The organism is Stenotrophomonas sp. NPDC077420 (assembly GCF_044543385.1).
Taxonomy (GTDB): domain Bacteria; phylum Pseudomonadota; class Gammaproteobacteria; order Xanthomonadales; family Xanthomonadaceae; genus Stenotrophomonas.
Genome location: NZ_JBITVZ010000015.1, coordinates 21,709 through 44,972 on the forward strand (window position 1 = coordinate 21,709; position 23,264 = coordinate 44,972).

Below are 23,264 nucleotides of genomic sequence, written 5' to 3' on the forward strand. Positions count from 1 at the left end.
AACATGGCAATGACGTAGCGCCACGCGCTGCGTGGCTGGCCGCGCAAAGCGCGGCAACGGGCGGAACCGATACAATGGGGCCCTTCACATTTCACAAGGTCCGACATCCATGTCCCGCCAGATCATCAACACCGAAAGCGCACCGGCCGCCATCGGTCCGTACTCGCAGGCCGTGCGTGCCGGCAACACCGTGTACTTCTCCGGCCAGATCCCCCTCGACCCGGCTACCGGCGAGATCGTGGGCGTCGGTGACGTCCAAGCGCAGGCGCGCCGCGCGTTCGACAACCTCAAGGCCGTTGCTGAAGCCGCAGGCGGCTCGCTGGACAAGGTGGTCCGCCTGGGCCTGTACCTGACCGACCTGGCCGAATTCGCCAAGGTCAACGCCGTCATGCAGGATTACTTCCAGGCCCCGTTCCCGGCCCGCTCCACCATCGAAGTGTCCGGCCTGCCCAAGGGGGCGAACTTCGAGGTCGACGCGGTCATGGTCATCGACTGACCGCCACCCCGTGGCACGAAAGACGGCGGTCACCCCGGCGCTGGCGCCGTCTGGCGAAGCATCCCTGGCGATGCTCGCCGGCGTCGGGCCCGCTGTTGCCGCCAAACTGGCGGCACGCGGCCTGGTGTCGCTGCAGGACCTGTGGCTGCAGCTGCCACTGCGCTACGAAGACCGCACCACGCTGACCCGTATCCAGGACCTGCGCAACGGCGTGCCGGCGCAGGTGGAAGGGCAGGTGGTGGGGGTCGAGCGCGGCATGCGCCGGCGGCCGATGCTGAAGGTGGCGATCGAGGACGAAGGGCAGGGCACGCTGGTGCTGCGCTTCTTCCACTTCCGCCAGCAGCAGGTCGCGCAGTTCGCGGTCGGCACCCGCCTGCGCTGCTTTGGTACCCCGAAACCGGGCCAGCTGGGGCTGGAGATCGTCCACCCCAGCTACCAGGTCCTGGGCCGGCACGGAGACCCGGCGCTGGGCCAGAGCCTGGACCCGGTCTACCCGACGCTGGAAGGGATGGGGCCGGCGACCATGCGCAAGCTGATCGGCCAGGCGCTGGACCGGCTGCCCGATGAAGCGACGTTGGAACTGCTGCCCAGCGGCTGGCTGCAGGGGCTGTCGCTGCCCTCGCTGCGCAGTGCGCTGCTCACCGTGCACCGGCCACCGCCGGACGCCAACCTGGCCGCACTGGCGGCCGGCACCCACCCGGCGCAACGCCGGTTGGCGCTGGAAGAGCTGCTTGCCCACCACCTGAGCCTGCGCCGCCAGCGCATGGCGCTGCAGGCCCACCATGCGCCGCCGTTGGCCGGGCCGGGACGCCTGGCCAAGGCCCTGCTCAAGCAGCTGCCGTTCGCATTGACCGGCGCCCAGCAGCGTGTGTTCAAGCAGATCCGGGAGGACCTGGCGCGGCCCAGCCCGATGCTGCGGCTGGTGCAGGGCGACGTCGGCTCGGGCAAGACCGTGGTCGCCGCGCTGGCGGCCATGCTCGCGGTGGAGCAGGGCAAGCAGGTGGCGCTGGCCGCGCCCACCGAACTGCTGGCCGAACAGCACCTGACCAACCTGCGGGGCTGGCTGGAACCGCTCGGCGTGCGGGTGGCATGGCTGGCCGGCAAGGTCACCGGCAAGGCGCGCAGCCAGGTGCTCGAACAGGTCGCCACGGGCCAGGCGCAGGTCGTGGTGGGCACCCACGCACTGATGCAGGACGCGGTGGTGTTCCATGACCTGGCCCTGGCCATCGTCGACGAACAACACCGCTTCGGCGTGCACCAGCGGCTTGCGCTGCGCGACAAGGGCGCCGGTGGGCACAGCGTGCCGCACCAGCTGGTGATGACCGCCACCCCGATCCCGCGCACGCTGGCGATGTCCGAGTACGCCGACCTGGACGTGTCGGCGATCGATGAACTGCCACCGGGGCGCACCCCGGTGCAGACCGTAGCGCTCAACAACGACCGCCGCCCGGAGCTGATCGAACGCATCGCGCTGGCCTGCCGTGAGGGTCGGCAGGTGTACTGGGTGTGCACCCTGATCGAAGAAAACGACGAGCTCGACGCCACGCCCGCGCAGGCCACCTACGCGTCGCTGCAGGCGCTGCTGCCCGGGGTGCGGGTGGGGCTGGTGCATGGGCGGCTGAAGGCGAGCGAAAAGCTGGCCACCATGGTCGCGTTCAAGGCCGGGCAGATCGACCTGCTGGTGGCCACCACGGTGATCGAAGTCGGCGTGGACGTGCCCAATGCCTCGCTGATGGTGATCGAAAACGCCGAGCGGCTTGGCCTGGCCCAGCTGCACCAGCTGCGCGGGCGGGTCGGGCGCGGCTCGGCGGTGTCGCGCTGCGTGCTGCTGTACCAGGCGCGGTTGTCGGCGATGGCGCGCGAGCGGCTGGAAACCATGCGCCAGACCAACGACGGCTTCGTCATTGCCGAAAAGGACCTGGAGCTGCGCGGCCCCGGCGAACTGCTGGGCACGCGGCAGACCGGCCTGGCCGGATTCCGGATGGCCGACCTGGTGCGCGACGCGGACCTGTTGCCGGAGGTGCATGCGCTGGCCGAGCGGCTGCTGGCCGACGCCCCGGCGGTGGCCGACCGCGTGGTGGAGCGATGGATTGGATCGGCCGTGCGATACGCAGGAGCGTAACGACCAACGGTCGTTACCTACCAATCCACCGTGGTTGTGCCGCCGGTAGATCACGACCGTTGGTCGTGACCGGCTTCGGCGCCGGCCTTGTATTTGTCATCTGCGGGTGAGACATTCCGTTGCCGCTAGATAAAGACGGCACGCATGACCAAGAAGATTCCGCTGTTGATCGACACCGATCCGGGTGTCGATGACGCCCTGGCCCTGTTGATGGCCTTTGCCGACGAACGCCACGACGTGGTCGGCCTCACCATTGCCGCCGGCAATGTCGGCCTGGACCATACGGTCCGCAACGCGCTGAAGCTGTGTGAAGTCGCCGGCCGCGACGACGTGCCGGTGTTCGCCGGTACCCCCGAACCGCTGGTCCACCCGTCGGTGGATGCGGCCCACGTGCATGGCGCCGACGGCTTCGGCGACGTCAACCTGCCTGCCGCCACGCGCCAGGCCGAGGCCGAACATGCGGCACTGGCCATCCTGCGCCTGTCCCACCAGTATGCCGGCGAGCTGTTCCTGGTCGCGCTGGGACCGCTGACCAACCTGGCCCTGGCACTGAAGCTGGACCCGACCCTGCCGCAGCGCGTCAAGCGCTTCCTGGTGATGGGCGGGGCAGTGACCTGCCACGGCAACATCACCCCCGCCGCTGAATTCAACATCGCCTTCGACCCGGAAGCGGCGCACGTGGTGTTCACCGGCTTCCCGCAGATCGAAGTGGCCGATTGGGAGGCTACCGTCGCCCACGGCCTGCTGCACAAGGATGTCGAACAGTGGCTGGCCGCCGACAGCGACAAGGCCCGCTTCTACGAGCTGATCTCGCGCCAGACCCGGCTGTGGTCCGAGGACAGCCGCGGCGACCGCTGGTTCGCCGCCGACGCCCTGGCCATGGCCTGGGCGCTGCAGCCGGAAGGGGCCCAGCGGGTCGAAGCGCGTCCGCTGAACATCGAACTGGCCGGCGTGCATACCCGGGGTGCTACCATTGTCGACTGGAACCGCCAGACGGGGCAGCCGGACAACACCCGGCTGCTGATGGCCTACGACCAGGGGCGCTTTGAAGCCCAGGTCCGGGCTGCGCTCGGCGTCGCCTGACGCCGCTGCGGCGGCCCTGTTACCGCGGACGATGGTCCCTGGCTTGCCCTTGGCGGCAACCGGGGCTATAATGCCGCTCTTGCGTTTTCCTTACCTTTTTCTACGGTGTGCCCCATGAAGGACGATATCCATCCGAACTACCGTGACGTCATCTTTCAGGACGTCACCTCCGATTTCAAAATCCTGACCCGCTCGACCATGGCCACCAAGGAAACGGCGACCTGGGAAGACGGCAAGGAATACCCGCTCGTCAAGATCGAAATCTCCTCGTCGTCGCACCCGTTCTACACGGGCAAGCACAAGGTGATCGACACCAGCGGCCGTATCGACAAGTTCCAGAAGCGTTTCGGCAAGCCGGCGGCGCCGTCTGCTGCCTGAGCTGTCGTACCCGCTGCATGAAAACAACGGTCGCCCAGGCGGCCGTTGTTTTTTTTTTGCCCCGATGAACCCTGCTGCCGGATGAACGGCGGTTCATAAATTGCGGCGGCAGCGGGAACACAGTGTCCATCGCGGCACGCTCCGGTCCCGCCAGCACAGGCGCGGGCAAGGCGCGGCGGGTGTTTGTCTACGACTTCCGTCCTAGGGCGTGGCAAATGTTGCTGTGCGATAATGACGTGATCCACAGCACAGGTTGTGGACTTCATTCACGTGCCCGCCCCATGCGCTTGGGTGGGCGCCTTCCCCGAGGAGCGCACACAGTGTCCGATCTTGATCAGGTCACGCTCAACGCCGGCGAAAAGTCGGTTGTTCTGCCTGTCATCAAACCCACGCTCGGCAACGATTGCGTCGATATCGCGAAGCTGACCAAGGAAACCGGTCTCTTCACCTACGACTCCGGCTTCACCGCCACCGCCAGCTGCAAGTCCGCCATCACCTACATCGACGGTGACAAGGGCGTGCTGCTGTATCGCGGCTACCCGATCGAACAGTTGTCGGAAAAGTCCAGCTACGTCGAAGTGGCTTACCTGCTGATCAACGGCGAGCGTCCCAGCGCCGAACAGCTCAAGGCCTTCACCGACGAGCTGGCCGCCGAAGCCAACGTCGACGACTCGATCAACGCGCTGATCGCCAGCTTCGACAAGGACGCCCACCCGATGGCGATCCTGGCCGCGGCCATCGCGCAGCTGTCGGCGAAGTACCACGCCGCGCTGGACCTGTCCGACGCCGAGCAGCGCCGCCAGTCCGCCGTGCGCCTGATCGCCAAGGTGCCGACCCTGTCGGCGCTGATCTATCGCCACGGCAAGGGCCTGCCGGCCAACACGCCGGACACCTCGCTGGATTACGTCAGCCGCTTCCTGAAGCAGACCTTCGAGTCGGCCGACGGCCAGTACGACCTGAACCCGGACGTGGTCAAGGCGCTGGACCTGCTGTTCATCCTGCACGCCGACCACGAGCAGAACGCCTCGACCTCGACCGTGCGTCTGGTCGGGTCGACCGGTGCCAACCCGTACGCGTCGGTCGCCGCCGGCGTCACCGCGCTGTGGGGTCCGGCCCACGGCGGTGCCAACGAAGCCGTGCTGAAGATGCTGGAAGAGATCGGTTCGGCCGACAACGTCGAATCGGCCGTGCTCAAGGCCAAGGACAAGACCTCCGGCTTCCGCCTGATGGGCTTTGGCCACCGCGTCTACAAGAACTTCGACCCGCGCGCCAAGGTCATCGGCGAGATGACCAGCAAGGTGCTCAAGCAGCTGGGCGTGCAGGATCCGCTGCTCGACGTTGCGGTCAAGCTGGAACAGGCGGCGCTGCAGGACGACTACTTCGTCGCCCGCAAGCTGTACCCGAACGTCGATTTCTACAGCGGCATCATCTACAAGGCGCTGCAGATCCCGACCGAAATGTTCACCGTCATGTTCGCCCTCGGCCGCACCTCCGGCTGGGTCGCGCACTGGCTGGAACAGCAGGTCGATCCGGAAATGAAGATCGGCCGTCCGCGCCAGGTCTACACCGGCAGCGACGTGCGCGATTACCAGGGCTGATCCTGCCCGGTAACGCCTGAAAAACACCTCCGCAAGGGGGTGTTTTTTTTTGGCTTCAGCAGACGCGGCTGCCGGTGGGGCGAGTGCGGGGCCGCCGTGCCCTTGTGGGCGAATTTCCCCCGGCGTCGGCCTGCGGCCGCCACCTTCCTCCTTTTAATTCGCCCACAAGGGCACGGCGGCCCCACACCCGCCCCACCGGCGTGGCATTGCGACATCCGCTTTTCCATTGCCCACCGCAAGACAGCCCCGTCGCGGCCGGTAGGTCCCTGGCAAAGTAAAGGAGGAGGTGTCGGCCGCAGGCCGGCGCCGGGGGACATTTGCATAGGGGCCTGCCGGCCGCGGCGGGGCCCTCAACGCTCGCCACGGACCCTTATCGAAGACCGAGCGCCATGCCCTGAAGGCACTCAAGACGAGACGCGTCACTCCGACGGGAGAAGAACGTTTTTTTCTCTTCCCCAGCGCGCTGGCACCCGGCGACAGCACGCGACGTGTTCAACTCCAACCTGCTCGGAATGCTTGTGTTCAAACGGTATCGCGCGCGCTGTCGCAGATTGCGGTGATGCGCGCTGGCTTTAAGAATGGTTGCGTGTGGACGCAGCGTTGCGTTGCCTACCTTGATCCTGTCGCCGCCACTGCATGCAAGCGGTACGCACGACAACCTCATGCGAGGTGCATTCCAATCAAGGGAGACAAACTCATGTTCCGCACTCTGAAGCAGGCCGCGTTCGGCCTGGCGCTTGCAACCGCCGCACTGTCCGCCCACGCGGCCGAAGCGCACATCACTGTCTGGGCCAACGTCGATCCCACCCTGTCGCTGCTCAAGGCCGATGGCAGCGTGCTTCCCGATGCGGTGCAGATGCCGTATCGCGCCGGGCAGGGGCTGGGCAGCTGGAGCGAACGGGTGCGGGTGTTCTCCAACGACACCAGCCTTGACGTCGACGTGCGCCTGGCCGAACCGGCCGTGCTGATGCCCAGAGTGACCGCCGCCGGTGCCGTCGATGTGCCCCTGTCGGTAACCCTCAACGGGCGCGAGCTCGGTGTCGCGCCCATCGCCTTTACGGCCGACCAGCTGTTCCTGGGCGCGATCCCCGGTGCCTCGATTGAAATGCCGTTGACCGTGGCCCAGGCCACGCCCGGTCCCATCGCCGCGGCCGGTCTGTACGACGGCCCGGTCAGCCTGGTGCTGGTGCAGCGGGCAAGCAGCCTCTGACCTGTCACGCCGGCACCGGCCCTGAGCGGCCGGCGCCGGCCTTTTCGCCATGCGCATTCCTGCTCCCGCCCTGGTCCGGCTGGCGGTGGCGCTCGTGCTGATGCTGGCCGCCGTGGCCGCACAGGCGGGCCCGGTGCCGGCCGGTTTCGAAGACCTGGTCACTGGCCAGCGCGAACGCCTCGAGGTGCGCGCCTTCGGCCGTTCGGCCGGCCTGTGGCCTGCCTGGGTCACCCTCGACCACATCCAGCTCGAAGACCCCGGCCAGGTGCTGGTGGCGCTTGGGCTGTCCCTTTCCGCCCAGCAGGCGCTGCTGCCTGCGCTGTCGGCGCCGTTGCCGCGCGACAGCCACCTGGCCTGCATTCCGGCCCAGCCGCACCCTGGCTGCGGTTGGCGTGCGCCGTCCGAGGATCTCCACCACGTGCCTGCCATCTTCGATGAAGGCGACAGCGCCCTGCTGCTGTTTCCGGCCCTGCGCTGGGTGCCGCGCGCGCAGCCTGCCAGCGACGGCCTGCACGCGCCCAGCGAGCACGCCGAAAATGCCCTGCTGCACCAGCACAGCCTGACCCTCAGTGGCGACGGCCGCGAGTACGCGCTCAACGCGCATGGCAGCGCCGCGCTCGGCGTGCAGCGCAACGGTTATCTCGGTGGCACCTGGACCCATGCCCGCCACGCCCGGCCCGGCCAACCCGCCCGTGATGTGTTCCAGGTCGACGACCTGTACTACCGCCACGACCTGGCCCGGCGCCATTACCTGCAGCTCGGGCGCATGGACCGGCGCAACCTGGCCAGCCAGCAGGGCGGTCAGTTCGGCCTTGGGCTGCTCCCGCTGGAGCGTTTCGACGGCGTGCGCGTGGGCACCACCCAGGCCTACGTCGATGCCGACGCCCCTTCCGGCGAGGCCCCGATCACGGTGCTGTTGTCACGGCCCGCACGCGTGGATGCCTTCGACGGCGACCGCCTGCTGCAGACCTTCTACCTGCCACCCGGGGTCAGCGACCTGGACACCCGCCGGTTCCCGGCGGGCAGCTATGAGGTCACCCTGCGCATCCACGAAGATGGCCGGCTGGTGCGCAGCGAGCGCCACCCGTTCGTGCGTGGCCAGGACTGGGGCCAGCCCGGCCTGCAGTGGTTCGTGCAGGGTGGACGGCACCAGGCGGCGTTCACGCCCGTCGGGCACGGCACGCTGCAGGCCGGGGTGCGCCTGCCATGGGCGGGACGGTCCGGGATGAGCCTCGGCGTGGCCCGGATCGACCAGCGCCGCTATGCCGAACTGCGCACGGGCGTGCGTCATCGGCTCGGCACCCATGAGCTGCACGCCGAACTGGGCATCATCTCCGGCAGCGATGGCAGCCGCGGCGGGCAGCAGCAGCTCAGTGTGCGCAACCGCGCGACCTGGAACCTGTTCCACCAGCGCATGCGCGGCACCCGCTGCCGCGAGCAGCTGGCCCTCGACCGCGACCGGCTCGGCTGCGCCGATGCCGTGTCAGCCTCGCTGAGCGTGCCGCTGGGCGTCGGCAGCCTGCACTTGGGGCATACCCGTCGGCGCAGCGTGGCGGCCGAAGCGCCGCGTTTCCCGGCGCCGCCCACGCAGACCGCGCGCAGCGTCCAGGTCAACTACAGCCACAGCCGGCAATGGCGCGGTCTGAGCGTGAGCGGCCGGGTCGGCGCCTGGCACCAGTCCGGGCCGCTGCGTGACCGCGGCGCGCAGCTGGGCCTGACCTTTTCGCGCCTGCGGCACGCGGCCGGCAGCAGCCTGCTGCGCCGGGTCGGCATCGACGCCCGCCAGCGCCGCCATGGCGAACCGGAGCACAGCCTGCAGCTGGCACAGTCGTGGCGCCGGGAGCAGGACGGCAGTGCGCGCGAAGCCGGCGCCGAGGTCCGGGTGCAGGACACCGGCGTCACCGATGCCCTGCTGGCGCTGCGCAGCGACACGCCGATGGGGCATACCGGGGTGGTCCTGTCCCACCAGCCGCGGCCGCACGGTACCGCCTACAGCCTCAACCACGGCTCGGCGCTGGCGCTGGCGCCAGGCGGCCTGTTCTGGGGCAGCGCCAGCGGTGCCGACGCCGGGGTCGCGGTGAGCGTAGCGGCCGCCGACCTGCCGGCGCAGCAGGGCGCCGCCGCCGAAGTGCAGGCCAGCGCACAGCGACGCCAGGTGGTGCGCTTCGGGCAGCGACGCCTGCTGCCACTGCGTGGCTATCAGCGCCATCGCGTCGACGTCCACGATGTGGCCGTCCCCCTGCAGGATGTCGACGTGCGCGTGGCGCAGCCGGGGACGGCGCATCGGCCTTTCCTGCTGCCAGGCCGGGTGATCGCGCTGCCGGTCGGGGTGGAGGCCAGCGTGTCCTACCTCGGCAGCGCCCGGGATGCGGCCGGCCGCGCACTGGCCGGCGCCCGCATCCTCAACGCGGCGCTGCCGCCGCTTGGGCGCGACGGTGGCTTCATCGCCGAATTCGCGCAGCGCCAGGAGGTGCTGTACCTGCTCCGGCAGGGCCAGCTGCTGCAGTGCCCGCTGCGGGTGCAGGCCCAGCGCAGCGTGATGCGGCTGGTCGGGCAGATCGTCTGCGCACCGCTTGCACGGGAGGCCTTGCCGCCCCACATCGCCGGGCAACCGCGCGTCCAGCGGCTGCTCGACGAAGCGCTGCCGATCGCGCAGGGCATGCCGTGAGCACGCCGCTGCACCGCTGGCCCGTGGTCGCCCTGGCGCTGATGCTCGCCTGGCCCGCGCTTGCGCAGCGGCCGCCGGTGACCCTTCCGGCGCCGGGCACCACGGTCACCACCTTCCAGCACGCCTTCGACCGCGCCGCGCCGCTGCCGCTGACCCTGTGGGCGCCACGCACCGTGCTCGGCTTCCAGGAAGTGGCTTACGGCCACGGCAGCCTGCATGTCACCTGCACCGACACCCCCGCACGCGGGCGGTGCCCGCGCAGCGACACCGGCGAAGGACCCGGCGGGCGCCGCCCGATCCTGCTTGAATTCCAGGAACTGCGCAGTGGCCAGCGCAGGGAGATCGGTGTGCTCGGCTGGCTGGAGCGTGTGGAATGGGAGCGCACCTGCAGCGAGGATTTCTGGGAAAAGTCGGAGTACCCGCTGTGGACCTCGGCGGTCCGCGAGTGCCACATCGCCCCGGCCGGCACCGCCGCGACGCTGCAGGTGGAGGCCAGCGACATCGTCGCGCTGGTGGCCGGCCGCTGGCAGGCCGAACTGCACCTGGACGTGCGCAGCGGTCGGGACGGCGCGGTACTCGGCCGTCATGTGTTCGTCCTGGACGTCACCGTCACCGATCCCGGTCGTGCCGCCATCCACCTGCCCGAACATGGCGGGTCGACCGCGCAGATGGACCTGCAGCTGCAGCTTCGCACCCAGCCGCCGCCCGCCAGCGTGGGCGGCGAGAGCGTACTGGACATGTGCCTGTACGACGGCATGGGGTCGTCCAGCAGGTCGCTGGTGCTGATCGCGCGCGATGGCGGGCCGGACGTGCCTGGGCGGGCCGCCGCAGCAGTTTTCGGTGTGGCACCAGGGCGGCGGCCGCGCGCCGCATGATCGCCTCGACTACCAGCTGCAGGTACTGCATGCCGGCCGCAGCCATGCGCTGGCCCGCGACGCCCACACGCTGCTGGAGGGCATCGACAGCGCCGAACTGCGCCCGGTGCTGCTGCCGGGCATGGAGCAGCCGGTGTACTGCGTGCCCACGCCATTGACCTTCCTCACCCCCTGGGTGCCGGCCGCAGGGAAGCGCGAAGGCCGCTACCAGGGCGATCTCACCCTCGAATTGCGCCTGCCCACCCGCCGTCCCTGATGCCCGCCGAGACCACCATGCGCCCGTACCGACCCGTCGTTGCCCTGCTGTTGTTGCTGTCGCCCGCCACGCCGGTGTTGGCCAACCTGGACGTGCACCCGATGCGCGTGCACGTCGACGCCGGTCGTACCACCAGCATCCGCGTGCACGCGCAGTCGCCACGGACCCAGTACGTCAGGGCCACGGTGAAGCGTGTGGTTGCACCGGCCACCGACGCCGAACATGAAGTCGACGAGCCGCCCGGTGCCGACGCCGCGCTGGTGGTGACACCGTCCCTGTTCGCCCTGGCCGGCGGCGGCAGCCGGCGGGTGCGGGTGATCGCGCTGGCGCCGGTAACCGAGGAAACCGCCTTCCGCGTGTACTTCGAAGGCGTGCGCGCCGACGATCCCGACGCGGTGCCCGAGCCGGGCAATACCGCCAGCGCCACCCTGGGCGTCAGCCTGGTCTGGGGGGTGCTGGCCAACCTGCTGCCTGCCGACGGGCAGGTCGCCATGGAGCTGGTAGAAGGCCGCCTGCACAACCGCGGCACGCTGCGGCTGGGCATCCGACGGGTCGAGCACTGCGTTGCGGCCGACTGCACCACCCATGACATCGAGCGCAGCGTGTACCCCGGTGCCGCGCTGGCGCTGCCGTTCGAGCCTGCGCCCGGCGCACGGCTGCGCGTGGATTACCGGCTCAGCCGCGACGGCTACCGCGAACACCAGCAGATCCTGCTGCCTTGAGAGGAAACACCATGCATGTTCTCTACCGATCCTTGCTGTTGATGGTGCCTGGCACCGCCGTTGCGACCGCGTTGCCGCCGCCGGGTGAGGCGGACACGCCACCTCACGAGGAACGCACGTCCGTGACCACGCGCAGCGTGGCCTTCGCCAGTGGGCTCGGCGTCGGCGTGGGCGTGGCCGGCGTGTTCGGCCGCGACCAGGTTCGCGAGCGCCTGGTGTACTGCGAAGCGCCCACGACGCCGCCGGCGGAGGTGCCGGTCGCACCGCCGGGGTGGGCCGATGCGCTGTGGCAGGTCAATCACAACCACGAGCGGATCGCGCGCAACCGGCTGGACATCGACCTGCTGCGCGACGGCGTGCAGGGCGTCAGCGCCGACCTCAGCGATGTGGTGCGCTTTGACAAGGATGCCCTCGTGCACCTGCGCGGCTCGCGCCTGGTGGCGCTGGGCGCCGGCGAGGTCAGCGCCGGCAGCACCCACGCGGTCAACGGCGCGCAGCTGTTCGCCGCCGAAGCGCGGGTGGCTGCACTGGAATACGTGCAGCGGTATTTCAAGGTCGGATCGGACGAACTGAGCCTGCCCGCGCATGCCGGCTTCCTGGCCACCGCGATGGGCGCCGACGCCCGCGCCGTGGCCAACGGCTCCACCGCTTACGGCAGCTACGCCACGGCGTTGGGCCACAACTCGGTGGCGCTGGGCCGTGCCGCCATCGTGCTGGAAGGGGCCGCGGACGGGTTCGCGCTCGGCACGCGCTCGCGCGTGTTGGCCGAGAACGGCATGGCGCTCGGCGGCTCCACCCAGGTGTGGGCCGACGCGCACGACAGCGTGGCACTGGGCTTCGGTTCGATCGTGCAGCGCCCCTGGGAGGTTTCGGTGGGCGGGCAGGGGCTGCGCCGACGCATCACCAACGTGCTGCCGGGCATCGCCGCCGACGACGTGGTGACGCTGCGGCAGCTGTCGGACATGGCCAGCGTGCTCGGCACCGGCATCAACGCCGAAGGCGGCGTGCGCGGCATGCGCTTCGCGGTGCAGGGCAAGTGGCACGGCACCGTGGCCGGGGCGCTGGATGCGCTGGATTACGCGGTGAGCGCGGCACACCGGGCGCTGGGCGACATGGGCGAGCAGGTCGACGCGCTCGCGGCGCAGAACGGGGCCGGTCCGCCTTCCAGCGGGGACGCCGCCGCCGGTCCGGCCACGGCGTCTGCGGACCCGACCCACGCCGCAGCGTCGCCGGCCACGCCCACCGGGACCGCCGTCGCCGCCGACGCGCGTGCGGTCGAGCCGGCCGCTGCGGCACCGTCGTCGGCACCGTCACTGCCGCCGGTCGACACCCGCGCCGTGGACGACGCGGTGCAGCGCGCGAACGCGTACACCGACCAGGCCATGGCGGGCGTCGACCGTCGCTTCGACCGCCTCGACCAGCGCATGAACCGCATGGCCGCGATGAGCGGTGCGCAGGCCGCTATGGCCATGAACACCGCGGGCCTGCCCACCTGGAACCGGCTGGGTGCGGGCATCGGCCATGCCGATGGCGAATCGGCCCTGGCGGTGGGTTACCAGCGCGTACTGGACCGGCGCGCCACCACCAGCTTCAGTCTCAGTGGTGCCTTCAGCCAGGGCGGCGAAAGCAGCGTGGCCATGGGCGTGGGCATCGGCTGGTAGGTCCTGCGCGGGGAGTACTCAGGGGCCGTCCAGATAGCCCCTGATCTCGTCCTCGGCCAGCAGGCTGCGCAGCTGCGCGGCCGACGCGCGCCGCATCGGCTTCTCATCGATGCTCGACAGCGGCGGCTGGCGCAGCGCATCGTAGGGCAGCACCACCACGTCGAAGCTCAGCCCTTCGGCCGAGAACACCCACACCGGCGCGTCCAGCGTGCGCTCGCGGTCCAGCCGCAGGCGGCGCATGCGCGACTCGGCCGGAATACGGTGTTCTTCGAGGAAGCGCTGCACGGCATCGGGGTCATCGCTGTGCAGCTGCAGCTGCACCGGACTGTTGGCATCGGCGGTGCCGTCCAGCACCGGGCCGCACAGGCGGGGTGCGAAGCCGTGCAGGAATTCCAGCGCACGCAGGCCGGCTTCGCGGCGGAGTCGCAGCTGCGTGCCCTGTCCGGGGCCGGCGAACAGGCGTTGGTACTCGCGCAGCGCGACTTCGATCTCGGTATTGCGCGGCAGCGAGGCATCGTCGTGGATGCCCAGCCGCCCGGCGGCTTTCAGCTTGGCCTGGTGGTAATCGCGGATTCCGCCTTCGGCCATCAACCGCGCCGCCTCGTGGGCAAGCCGGTGGCGGCGTTCGCGGGTCTGGCTCTCGGCATGCTGACGGGCGCGATGCATGAGCGATTCTCCCCTGATACGACCTACGCCGACTTTACACCCACGTTGTGACGATCAGGACACGCACGGCGTGTCCCCACGCAACGTCCCGACCAGGCACGGTCGTTCAACCTGCCCACACGACCAGAACGGGTCGTTCAACGCCAGCCCACCCGACCAAAACCGGTCGTTCGACCAAAGGCCGCCCGACCCAAATCAGTCGTTCGACCCCAACATCGCTCGACCCCGGATCGTAGTGACACGCCATGCGTGTCAACGCCATGCCGAACGAAGCCGCACCCCCGCCATGCGTGTCAACGCCATGCCGAACGAAGCCACACATCAGAAAATATCAAACGCCGCATCATCCGCCTGCTGGGTCTGCGTATTGAAGTCGTACTCGGCCAGCTTCTCCATGTCCTCCACCTTGACCCACTCGGTGGCGCCATTGAGCGTGGCCTGGACCATCCCGGTCGGCGGTTCGTTCTGCGCGATCGGCGTGTCCTTCAGCGCCACGCGCATGTAGTCGATCCAGATCGGCAGGGCCGCACGGCCGCCGTACTCGCGGTAGCCCAGCGAACGGAAGTCGTCGCGGCCCACCCACACCGTGGTGGCATAGGGGCCGCCGAAGCCGGAGAACCAGGCGTCGCGATGGTCGTTGGTGGAACCGGTCTTGCCGCCCACGTCTTCCCGGCCCAGTACCTTGGCCGCGGTGCCGGTGCCGCGCTGGACCACGTCGCGCATCATCGAAACGAGCTGGTAGGCGGTACGCGCATCGATCGCACGTGGCGCGGTGCGCGCATTCGGGTCGACCGGCACCTCCGGGGCGGCCGCCTGCTCGGGCTTGGGCGCGCCGGCCGGCGCGGGCGCGGCAGCGGCGCCGAAGTTGAACCCGTCCACCACCTGGCTGACCGGCGCCCCCCCGCTGGTGCCGACACACTCGCGGCAGGCGCGGGCCGGGTTTTCCTTGAACACCAGGTTGCCATCGCGGTCGCTGACCTGGTCGATCAGCCAGGTGTCCACGCGCGAGCCGCCGTTGGCGAACACGGCATACCCGCGCGCCACCGACAGCGGGGTCAGCGAGGCCGTGCCCAGCGACATCGACAGGTTCGGCGGCAGCTCGGCCTCGGCGAAGCCGAATTCGCTGATGTACTTGCGTGCGTACTCCACGCCCATCCCGTCCAGCAGGCGCACCGACACCAGGTTGCGCGACTGCACCAGCGCCTCGCGCAGGCGCATCGGCCCGCGGAAGCCACCGCCATCGTTCTGCGGCTGCCAGGTCTTGCCGCGCCGGTCGCGGAACACCACCGGCGCGTCCAGCACGATCGAGGCCGGGTTGAAGCCCTTGTCGAACGCCGCCGCATAGATGAAGGGCTTGAAGCTGGAGCCCGGCTGGCGGCGCGCCTGGGTGGCGCGGTTGAACTTGTTGCCGGAGAAGCTGAAGCCACCGACCAGCGCCTTCAGTGCGCCGCTCTGGGCATCCAGCGAGACCAGCGCGGACTGGCCGCGCGGGATCTGGTCCAGCAGCCACTCACCGTCCTTCTCGCCGCGGCGCACGCGCACGATGTCGCCGCGCTGGACCAGCTTGGCCGGGGTCTTGTTGGTCCAGCGGGCGGCCGAGGCCGGCAGCACCAGCTCGGTGCGGTTGGCCAGCACCACCGTCGCGCTGCCGTCGGCAGCGGTAGCGGCCACGATCGCCGGCAGCAGCCCGGACTGCGCGGAAATACCGCGCAGGTGGGTGGCCAGGGCCGCAGCATCGTCGCCGGCGCCCAGCGCCACCTGCTGTTCCACGCCGTGCCAGCCATGCCGGTGGTCGTACTGCAGCAGGCCATCGCGCACCGCCAGGTTCGCCGCCGTCTGCATCCCGGCGTTGATCGTGGTGGTGACGTGGTAGCCCTTGTTGAGCACGTCGCCGCCGAAGCGGGCGATCATCTCCTGGCGGACCAGCTCGGCCACGTACGGGGCCTCCACCTGGACCGGCGGCTCATGCGCGGTGGCGTGCATCGGCACCGCCTTGGCCGCATCGGCCTCGGCCTGGCTGATGAAGCCCAGGTTGGCCATGCGCTGCAGCACGTAGAAGTCGCGGCGCTCGCGGGCCCGCTCGGGGTTGCTGATCGGGTTGCCGCTGGAGGGGAACTTGGGGATGCCGGCCAGGGAGGCCATCTCGTCCAGGTCCAGCTCGGCCAGGGTCTTGCCGTAGTAGAACTGGGCCGCCGCGGCCACGCCGTAGGCGCGGTTGCCGAAGAAACTCTTGTTCAGGTACAGCTCGAAGATCTCGTCCTTGCTCAGTTCCTGCTCGATCTTGCGCGCCAGCAGGATCTCGGCCAGCTTGCGGGTGTAGCTGTACTCCGAGCTCAGGAAGAACTGCCGGGCCACCTGCTGGGTGATGGTCGACCCGCCCGGGACCCGCTTGTCGTTGGTGGTGGCCAGCAGCCACACCGCGCGCCCGATGCCCTTGTAGTCCACCCCGCCATGCTCGTAGAAGCGGGCGTCCTCGGTGGCCAGGAAAGCCTGCTTGAGGCGCTCGGGGACCTCCTTCATGGTGATCGGGGTGCGCCGGGACTCGCCGAACACCGCCATCAGCTCCCCGTCGGCGGCATACACGTACATCGGCTCCTGCATCTCGATGTCGCGCAGGGTCTGGACGTCCGGCAACCGCGCGGAAATGGCGAAGTACAGGCCGCCGGCGACAGCCGCGCCGACCAGGGCCAGGACCAGGAAAACCACCAGCATCCAGCGCAGCCAGCGTCGAAGACGAGTCATCAGTGACAGATTCCGATTGCGAATTTCGTGGCCGCAGAGTATAGATTACGCAAGGGAACGGCTGGGGTTGTTCCCGGGGAGAGCATTTCAGTGACCGTCAGGGGACGGGCGAAACGTGCGCTACTGCGCGTTTTGCACGTTGATGGTTGCGATTTGCAAAAAAAACGTTATTAATGCGCGGGCGCAGGTTATGCGTCCAAGTGCCCGTCGGCAGGGGAGAAACCGTGGGGCTTATCCCAAAAAGCCAGTCGCCGCTTATTGGCGTCGACATCAGCTCGACTGCAGTGAAGCTCTTGCAGCTTTCCCGCAGTGGCAATCGTTTCCGTGTGGAACACTATGCTGTGGAACCACTTCCGCCGAATGCGGTCGTGGAAAAGAACATCGTGGAAGTGGAGGCCGTGGGTGAGGCCATCCGCCGCGCGGTGAACCGCTCCGGTACCAAGGCACGGCATGCCGCCGCGGCCGTGGCCGGCTCTGCGGTGATCACCAAGCTCATCCCGATGCCGGCCGACCTGGACGAGAACGACATGGAAGCCCAGGTCGAGCTCGAAGCGGTCAATTACATCCCGTACCCGATCGAGGAAGTGAACCTCGACTTCGAGGTGCTCGGCGCGATCCCCAACAACCCGGAAATGGTCCAGGTGCTGTTGGCGGCCTCGCGTTCCGAGAACGTGGAGCTGCGCCAGTCGGCGCTGGAGCTCGGTGGCCTGACCGCCCGGGTGATGGACGTGGAGGCCTTCGCGGTCGAAAACGCCTTCGCCCTGGTGGCAAGCGAACTGCCGATCGCCAGCGATGGCGTGGTCGCGCTGGTCGACATCGGCGCCACCATGACCACCCTGAACGTGCTTCGTGGCGGGCGCAGCCTGTACAGCCGCGAACAGGTGTTCGGCGGCAAGCAGCTCACCGACGAGGTCATGCGCCGCTATGGCCTGACCTATGAAGAAGCCGGCCTGGCCAAGCGCCAGGGCGGGCTGCCGGAAAGCTACGAGATGGAAGTGCTCGAGCCGTTCAAGGAAGCCACCGTCCAGCAGATCAGCCGCCTGCTGCAGTTCTTCTATGCAGGCAGCGAGTTCAACCGGGTCGACCACATCGTGCTGGCCGGCGGTTGCGCGGCGCTGGCCGGGCTGCCGGAGATGGTGGAGGAACAGCTGGGCGTGGCCACCGTGGTGGCCAATCCGCTGGCGCAGATGACGCTGGGTCCGAAGGTACAGGCGCATGCCCTGGCCCAGGACGCCCCGGCGCTGATGATTGCCACCGGTCTGGCGCTGAGGAGCTTCGACTGATGGCAAGAATCAATCTATTGCCCTGGCGCGCCGAGCGGCGCAAGCAACGCCAGCGCGAGTTCATGACCATGCTCGGCTTTGCGGCCATTGCAGGCGTGGTGCTGTCGGCGCTCATCTGGTTCTACTACGACCGCCAGATCAGCGGGCAGGCCGATCGCAACACCTTCCTGCAGGCCGAGATCGACCGGGTCAGGGAGCAGAACAAGGAAATCGATCGCCTTGATCGCCAGAAGGACCGCCTGCTGGCGCGCAAGAAGGTGATCGAACAGCTGCAGGCCAAGCGCTCGCAGATGGTGCACCTGTTCGACGCGCTGGTCCGGACCATCCCCGATGGGCTGGTGCTGACCGCGCTCAAGCAGGAAGGCGACATCCTGACCCTGGAAGGTCGCACCCAGTCCAATGCCCGGGTCAGCGCGTACATGCGCAACCTGGAGAATTCGGGCTGGATGACCAAGCCGGAACTGTCGGTGATCGAAGCCCGCAAGCCGGAAGAAGAGAAGGACAAGGTAGTGGGCCCGGTCTCGGACATCTCGGCGTTGCCGTATGTGTTCGTGGTGAAGGTCACGCTGCCGGCGCAGAGCGAAGCGGTCGACGGCCTGGCGCCGGACGGCAGCGCGGTCACCCCGGACGCCGATCCGGCTGCCGCACCGGCGACCGCGCCGGGCGTGGCACCGCTGGCACCGGCACCGGGCGCCGCCCCGGCCGCCCCGGCGCCGGCTCAGCCCGCACCGGCCGGCAGCCGCATCGTTCCCGCCCCGGCAACGCAACCGGCGGCGTCCAGCACGCCGCAGAAGGGGGCCGCATGAGCCAGAAGAAAGTGAACCTCAAGGACCTGGACTTCAACAACATCGGCAACTGGCCGCAGCAGGCCAAGATCGTCTTCTGCGCGCTGCTGTCGCTGTTGATCATCGTCCTGGCCTGGTTCGTGCTCATCAGCGGCAAGCGCGACGAGCTTGCAGGCCTGGAGCAGACCGAAGTGGGCCTGCGCGCCGACTTCGAGAAGGAGCAGGGCCGGGCGGTCAACCTGGAGCCGCTAAAGCAGCAGCTGGCCCAGATGGAGCAGGTGCTGCAGCAGATGCTGCGCCAGCTGCCCAGCAAGACCGAAATGCCGGACCTGATCATCGACATCTCGCAGACCGCGCTGTCCAGCGGGCTGGTCAACGAGCTGTTCCAGCCCGGTGAGGAAGTGCCCAAGGAGTTCTACGCCGAAAAGCCGATCGCCCTGCGCATGGTGGGCAGTTACCACCAGTTCGGCGCCTTCGTCAGCGGCGTGGCCTCGCTGCCGCGCGTGGTCATCCTGACCATGCACGACATCAACCTCAAGCCCAAGGACCCCAAGACCGGCATCACCGCACGCAGTGGCGCGCTGGAGCTGTCCGGTACGGTCAAGACCTATCGGTACCTGGACGACGTGGAAATGGAAGCGCAGGAGAAAGCCGCCGCACAGTCCACAAATCCGAACGGAGGCACGCCATGAACCTGGCCCGCACCGCACGGATCTGTGGCCTGCTGATGCTGGTGCTGCTGGCCGGCTGCGCCCGCAGCATCTCCAGCACGCCCGGCGACGCGCCGAACCTGGAAAAGTGGGTGGCCGACGTCCGCGCACGTCCGGCCCCGCCGCTGGAACCACTGCCGGTCATGAAGCAGTTCGAGACCTTCGAATATTCCGCGCAGGGCATGCGTGACCCGTTCACCGACGCCTGGGCCAACCCCCAGGCCGGTGGTTCGGGCCTGCGCCCGGATCCGAACCGCCGCAAGGAGCCGCTGGAAGCCTTCCCGCTGGATGCCTTGGACATGGTCGGTTCGATCGGCAAGGGGGGCGGACTGGTCGCGCTGGTGATGGCACCGGACAAGGTCACCTATCGGGTGCGTCCGGGGGTCTACATGGGGCAGAGCGACGGTCGCGTGACCGGGGTCTTCGAAGACCGGATCGAACTGATTGAACTGGTGCCGGATGGCGCGGGCGGCTGGCTGGAACGGCCTGCATCGCTTGCGCTTGAAGATCAATGAATGATTATGGGGATAGCACGATGACCTTTTCCAACGCCATGCTGCAGCGTCCCGTCCGGCGCCCGAAGCTGATCCACCTGTGCGCGCTGGGAGTCGCGCTCATGGTGGCCAATGGCACGCTGATGGCGGCCACGCCGGCCGCTGCGGCAACCACCCAGGGGGCTGGCGCTGCGCCGGCCGCCGCACCGGCTTCGCTGGCGGTGTCCAAGATCGACTTCAAGCGCGGTGAAGACGGCAGCGGCCGCCTGATCCTGCAGTTCGACGGCAAGGGCGCCAACCCGGACCTGCGCACGCAGGGCAACAGCGTGGTCATCGACGTCGGTAACGCGACCCTGCCGGACACCCTGCAGAAGTCGATCAACGTCGTCGACTTCGCCACCCCGGTGCAGCGCATCGACCCGAAGCCGTACGGCGGTGGCACGCAGCTGGTGCTGAACACCAATACCGCGTTCGAGTCGCTGGCCTACCAGACCGACAACGAGTACGTGGTTGAGATCAGCGCCCGCAAGAGCGCCCCGGCCACCGGCGCGATCAACGCCACCACGGTGACCCAGGCGGCGGCGGCCGTGGCCCAGCGGGGCTACAGCGGCAAGCCGGTGACCTTCAACTTCCAGGACGTGCCGGTGCGCACCGTGCTGCAGTTGATCGCCGAGGAGTCCAACCTGAACGTGGTTGCCTCCGACAGCGTCGCCGGCAACGTCACCCTGCGCCTGATCAACGTGCCGTGGGACCAGGCGCTGGACATCGTGCTGCGTGCCAAGGGCCTGGACAAGCGCCGCGAGGGCGGTGTGATCTGGGTTGCGCCGCAGCCGGAGCTGGCCAAGTTCGAGCAGGACAAGGAAGACGCGCGCATCGCGATCGAGAACCGCGAAGACCTGATCACCGACTACGTCCAGATCAACTACCACAATGCCGCGCAGATCTTCAAAGCACTGACCGAAGCCAAGGGCATCGGCGGCGGCGGTGGCAGCGGTGGCAGTGGCGGTGGCGGCAGCTCTCAGGAAGACAGCGGGTTCCTGTCCTCGCGCGGTCGCCTGGTCGCCGACGAGCGCACCAACACGCTGATGATCAGCGACATCCCGAAGAAGGTCGCGCGCATGCGCGAGCTGATCAACGTGATCGACCGCCCGGTCGACCAGGTGCTGATCGAGAGCCGCATCGTCATCGCCACCGACACCTTCGCGCGTGAACTGGGTGCCAAGTTCGGCATCACCGGCAGCCGCGACAACGTGTACTTCAGCGGCAACACCAACACCAACCACGAAAACATCACCAGCGACGGCGAGAACGCAACCGAATACCAGGAAGCGCTCAACGAGTGGGCGGCCGGTGGCGGTACCGGTCCGATCCCGGTGCGTGCGCCGCGGCCCATCAGCACCGGCGGCCTGAACTGGAACCTGCCGGTGGCAGCGGCCAGCAATCCGGGTTCGCTGGCGCTGTCGATCCTCAACGCCGGCTACCTGCTGGACGTCGAACTGTCGGCCATGCAGCAGGAATCGCGCGGTGAAGTGATCTCCAACCCGCGCGTGGTCACCACCAACCAGCGCGAAGCGGTGATCAAGCAGGGTAAGGAAATCGGCTACGTCACCATCACCGGTGGTACCGGCGGCCAGGCCGCCACGCCGAACGTGCAGTTCAAGGAAGTGCTGCTGGAACTGAAGGTCACCCCGACCATCACCAACGACAACCGCGTGTTCCTGAACATGTCGGTCAAGAAGGATGAAGTCGAAAGCTACATCGTGCTGGACGGCTACGGCCAGGTGCCCTCGATCAACCGCCGTGAAGTGAATACCGCGGTGCTGGTCGACGACGGCCAGACCGTGGTGATCGGTGGCGTGTACGAGTTCACCGACCGCAACAGCGTCAACAAGGTGCCGTTCCTGGGCGACGTGCCGTTCCTGGGCAACCTGTTCAAGAAGCGCAGCCGCAACAAGGACAAGGCCGAACTGCTGGTCTTCGTCACCCCCAAGGTGCTGCGCGTGGCCAAGACCAACTGAGCCGCCGTTGCAGCTGCCTGACCTGGAATCGGCGCCCCTTGGGGCGCCGGTTTTTTTTTGTTCATGGCACGGCAAGCTCATGGGGCTATGCTCGCGGCATGACCCTGGCACATTGCTCCGGCTGCACCGCGCAATGCTGCCGACTGACGGCGGTACTGGCCGCGTCCGAGTCGATGCCGTCGAACCTGACCGTGAACATTGGCGATGGCACGCGCGCAATGGCCAAGGCCGACGACGGCTGGTGCGTGGCGCTGGACCGTTCCACCATGGCGTGCGGCATCTATGCGGCGCGGCCGGAGGTATGCAGGCGGTTCAAGATGGCCGGCCCCTACTGCAGCGCCATCTTCGATGGCGGCGATCGCGCGTAGCCGCGTTCAGGCAATCTTGATCCCATCGCCGGCCCGGCCCTGCCATGATGGCTGCGGAACCTTACGCCTGTCGCGTGGTCAGATGGACCCATGAACCTGCCACCCCCCATGCCTGCAACCGTCCCCACGCCTGTCATCCCCGCACCGGAGCACGAGCGCCTGCACGCCGGTTTCCGCGCGCTGCGCGAAGCGCTGTCGGCCGAGATCGTCGGCCAGGATGCGCTGGTCGAACGCCTGCTCACTGCATTGCTGGCGGACGGCCACCTGCTGGTGGAAGGTGCGCCCGGCCTGGCCAAGACCACCGCCATCCGTGCCCTGGCAGCGCGCCTGGACGCGGACTTTTCGCGGGTCCAGTTCACGCCTGACCTGTTGCCGGCGGACCTGACCGGCACCGAGATCTGGCGCCCGCAGGAGGGTCGCTTCGAGTTCGTGCCGGGCCCCATCTTCCACCCGATCCTGCTCGCCGATGAAATCAACCGGGCCCCCGCCAAGGTGCAGTCGGCGCTGCTGGAGGCGATGGGCGAACGCCAGGTCACCGTCGGTCGGCATACCTACGCATTGCCCGCGCTGTTCCTGGTGATGGCGACCCAGAATCCGATCGAACAGGAAGGCACTTTCCCGCTGCCCGAAGCGCAGCTGGACCGGTTCCTGATGCACGTGCGGATCGGGTACCCCGATTCCACCGCCGAAGCCGAGATCCTGCGCCTGGCCCGTGAACGTGCCCGAGACGCGCTCGGCACGCCGGCGCCGTCGCCGTCGCGCATGCCGCTGGACGACGTGTTCGCCGCGCGCCGCGCGATCCTGGAGCTGCACATGGCACCGGCACTGGAGCGTTATCTGATCGAACTGGTGCTGGCCAGCCGCGACCCCGCCCGCTACGACCCGGCCCTGGCGCGCCGCATCGCCTGGGGTGCCAGCCCGCGTGGCTCGATCGCGCTGGAACGCTGCGCGCGGGCGCGTGCCTGGCTGGCCGGTCGCGACTTCGTCACCCCGGACGACGTGCGCAGCGTGGCGCCCGATGTACTGCGCCACCGCGTGCTGCCCAGCTACGAAGCCACGGCCGAGGGCTGGGACGGCGAACGCCTGGTGGCCGAACTGCTGGCCCGCGTGCCGGTGCCCTGAGCGCGGC

Annotated in this window: 20 protein-coding genes; 18 read left to right on the forward strand and 2 right to left on the reverse strand. The window is 68.7% G+C overall.

Annotation, left to right across the window (positions count from 1 at the left end; translation table 11 throughout):
• Positions 1-109: 109 nt before the first annotated feature.
• The 11 genes from ACIGII_RS14550 to ACIGII_RS14600 all read left to right on the forward strand — a co-directional run bounded on the left by ACIGII_RS14550 (position 110) and on the right by ACIGII_RS14600 (position 13,069).
• A complete protein-coding gene (locus tag ACIGII_RS14550; RefSeq protein WP_399639231.1) occupies positions 110-496 on the forward strand; it encodes a RidA family protein in 387 nt (128 codons plus the stop codon).
• A 10-nt stretch (positions 497-506) separates the two neighbouring features.
• Positions 507-2,618: an ATP-dependent DNA helicase RecG gene (gene recG, locus ACIGII_RS14555; RefSeq protein WP_399639229.1), complete on the forward strand. Its 2,112-nt coding sequence runs from the start codon at positions 507-509 to the stop codon at positions 2,616-2,618.
• A gap of 144 nt (positions 2,619-2,762) precedes the next feature.
• The gene (locus ACIGII_RS14560) at positions 2,763-3,701 is read left to right on the forward strand and encodes a nucleoside hydrolase (protein ID WP_399639227.1); all 939 of its coding nucleotides are present in this window, start codon (positions 2,763-2,765) and stop codon (positions 3,699-3,701) included.
• A gap of 114 nt (positions 3,702-3,815) precedes the next feature.
• Entirely contained in the window at positions 3,816-4,079 is a 264-nt protein-coding gene (locus tag ACIGII_RS14565; protein ID WP_399639225.1) for a type B 50S ribosomal protein L31, read from the forward strand.
• Positions 4,080-4,360: 281 nt separating this feature from the next.
• Entirely contained in the window at positions 4,361-5,677 is a 1,317-nt protein-coding gene (locus tag ACIGII_RS14570; RefSeq protein ID WP_399657551.1) for a citrate synthase, read from the forward strand.
• Positions 5,678-6,374: 697 nt separating this feature from the next.
• A complete protein-coding gene (locus ACIGII_RS14575; RefSeq protein ID WP_399639222.1) occupies positions 6,375-6,887 on the forward strand; it encodes a CS1 type fimbrial major subunit in 513 nt (170 codons plus the stop codon).
• A 49-nt stretch (positions 6,888-6,936) separates the two neighbouring features.
• Positions 6,937-9,555: a TcfC E-set like domain-containing protein gene (locus ACIGII_RS14580; RefSeq protein ID WP_399639221.1), complete on the forward strand. Its 2,619-nt coding sequence runs from the start codon at positions 6,937-6,939 to the stop codon at positions 9,553-9,555.
• On the forward strand, positions 9,552-10,430 hold the full coding sequence (locus ACIGII_RS14585; RefSeq protein ID WP_399639220.1) for a CfaE/CblD family pilus tip adhesin: 879 nt from the start codon (positions 9,552-9,554) through the stop codon (positions 10,428-10,430). Before ACIGII_RS14580 ends, ACIGII_RS14585 begins: the two co-directional genes overlap by 4 nt.
• On the forward strand, positions 10,396-10,686 hold the full coding sequence (locus ACIGII_RS14590; protein ID WP_399639219.1) for a CfaE/CblD family pilus tip adhesin: 291 nt from the start codon (positions 10,396-10,398) through the stop codon (positions 10,684-10,686). The genes ACIGII_RS14585 and ACIGII_RS14590 overlap by 35 nt, the downstream gene beginning before the upstream one ends.
• Positions 10,686-11,408: a pilus assembly protein gene (locus ACIGII_RS14595; protein ID WP_399639218.1), complete on the forward strand. Its 723-nt coding sequence runs from the start codon at positions 10,686-10,688 to the stop codon at positions 11,406-11,408. Before ACIGII_RS14590 ends, ACIGII_RS14595 begins: the two co-directional genes overlap by 1 nt.
• 122 nt (positions 11,409-11,530) lie before the next feature.
• Complete coding sequence (locus ACIGII_RS14600) at positions 11,531-13,069, forward strand: YadA-like family protein (RefSeq protein WP_399639216.1); 1,539 nt, start codon at positions 11,531-11,533, stop codon at positions 13,067-13,069.
• Positions 13,070-13,087: 18 nt separating this feature from the next.
• On the opposite strand, the gene ACIGII_RS14605 is transcribed toward ACIGII_RS14600, so the two are convergent.
• Together ACIGII_RS14605 and ACIGII_RS14610 are read right to left on the reverse strand one after the other, a co-directional pair.
• On the reverse strand, positions 13,088-13,735 hold the full coding sequence (locus ACIGII_RS14605; protein WP_399639215.1) for a hypothetical protein: 648 nt from the start codon (positions 13,733-13,735) through the stop codon (positions 13,088-13,090).
• Between the two features lie 321 nt (positions 13,736-14,056).
• Positions 14,057-16,477, reverse strand: coding sequence for a penicillin-binding protein 1A (locus ACIGII_RS14610; RefSeq protein ID WP_399639213.1), 2,421 nt, complete (start codon positions 16,475-16,477; stop codon positions 14,057-14,059).
• Between the two features lie 224 nt (positions 16,478-16,701).
• Between ACIGII_RS14610 and ACIGII_RS14615 the strand changes: the two genes are divergently transcribed.
• The 7 genes from ACIGII_RS14615 (at position 16,702) to ACIGII_RS14645 (ending at position 23,257) form a co-directional block, all read left to right on the forward strand.
• Positions 16,702-17,760 (forward strand): pilus assembly protein PilM, encoded by a 1,059-nt coding sequence (locus ACIGII_RS14615; protein ID WP_038686523.1) that lies wholly within the window; start codon positions 16,702-16,704, stop codon positions 17,758-17,760.
• The gene (locus tag ACIGII_RS14620) at positions 17,760-18,566 is read left to right on the forward strand and encodes a PilN domain-containing protein (RefSeq protein WP_399639212.1); all 807 of its coding nucleotides are present in this window, start codon (positions 17,760-17,762) and stop codon (positions 18,564-18,566) included. The genes ACIGII_RS14615 and ACIGII_RS14620 overlap by 1 nt, the downstream gene beginning before the upstream one ends.
• Positions 18,563-19,237, forward strand: a complete 675-nt coding sequence (locus tag ACIGII_RS14625; protein ID WP_399639210.1) for a type 4a pilus biogenesis protein PilO — start codon at positions 18,563-18,565, stop codon at positions 19,235-19,237. Before ACIGII_RS14620 ends, ACIGII_RS14625 begins: the two co-directional genes overlap by 4 nt.
• 35 nt (positions 19,238-19,272) lie before the next feature.
• Positions 19,273-19,770, forward strand: coding sequence for a pilus assembly protein PilP (locus tag ACIGII_RS14630; protein WP_399639272.1), 498 nt, complete (start codon positions 19,273-19,275; stop codon positions 19,768-19,770).
• Positions 19,771-19,790: 20 nt separating this feature from the next.
• Entirely contained in the window at positions 19,791-21,767 is a 1,977-nt protein-coding gene (locus ACIGII_RS14635) for a type IV pilus secretin PilQ (protein WP_399639208.1), read from the forward strand.
• Between the two features lie 98 nt (positions 21,768-21,865).
• Entirely contained in the window at positions 21,866-22,135 is a 270-nt protein-coding gene (locus ACIGII_RS14640; RefSeq protein WP_399639206.1) for a YkgJ family cysteine cluster protein, read from the forward strand.
• A 90-nt stretch (positions 22,136-22,225) separates the two neighbouring features.
• Positions 22,226-23,257 (forward strand): AAA family ATPase, encoded by a 1,032-nt coding sequence (locus ACIGII_RS14645; protein WP_399639204.1) that lies wholly within the window; start codon positions 22,226-22,228, stop codon positions 23,255-23,257.
• Positions 23,258-23,264: the final 7 nt, after the last annotated feature.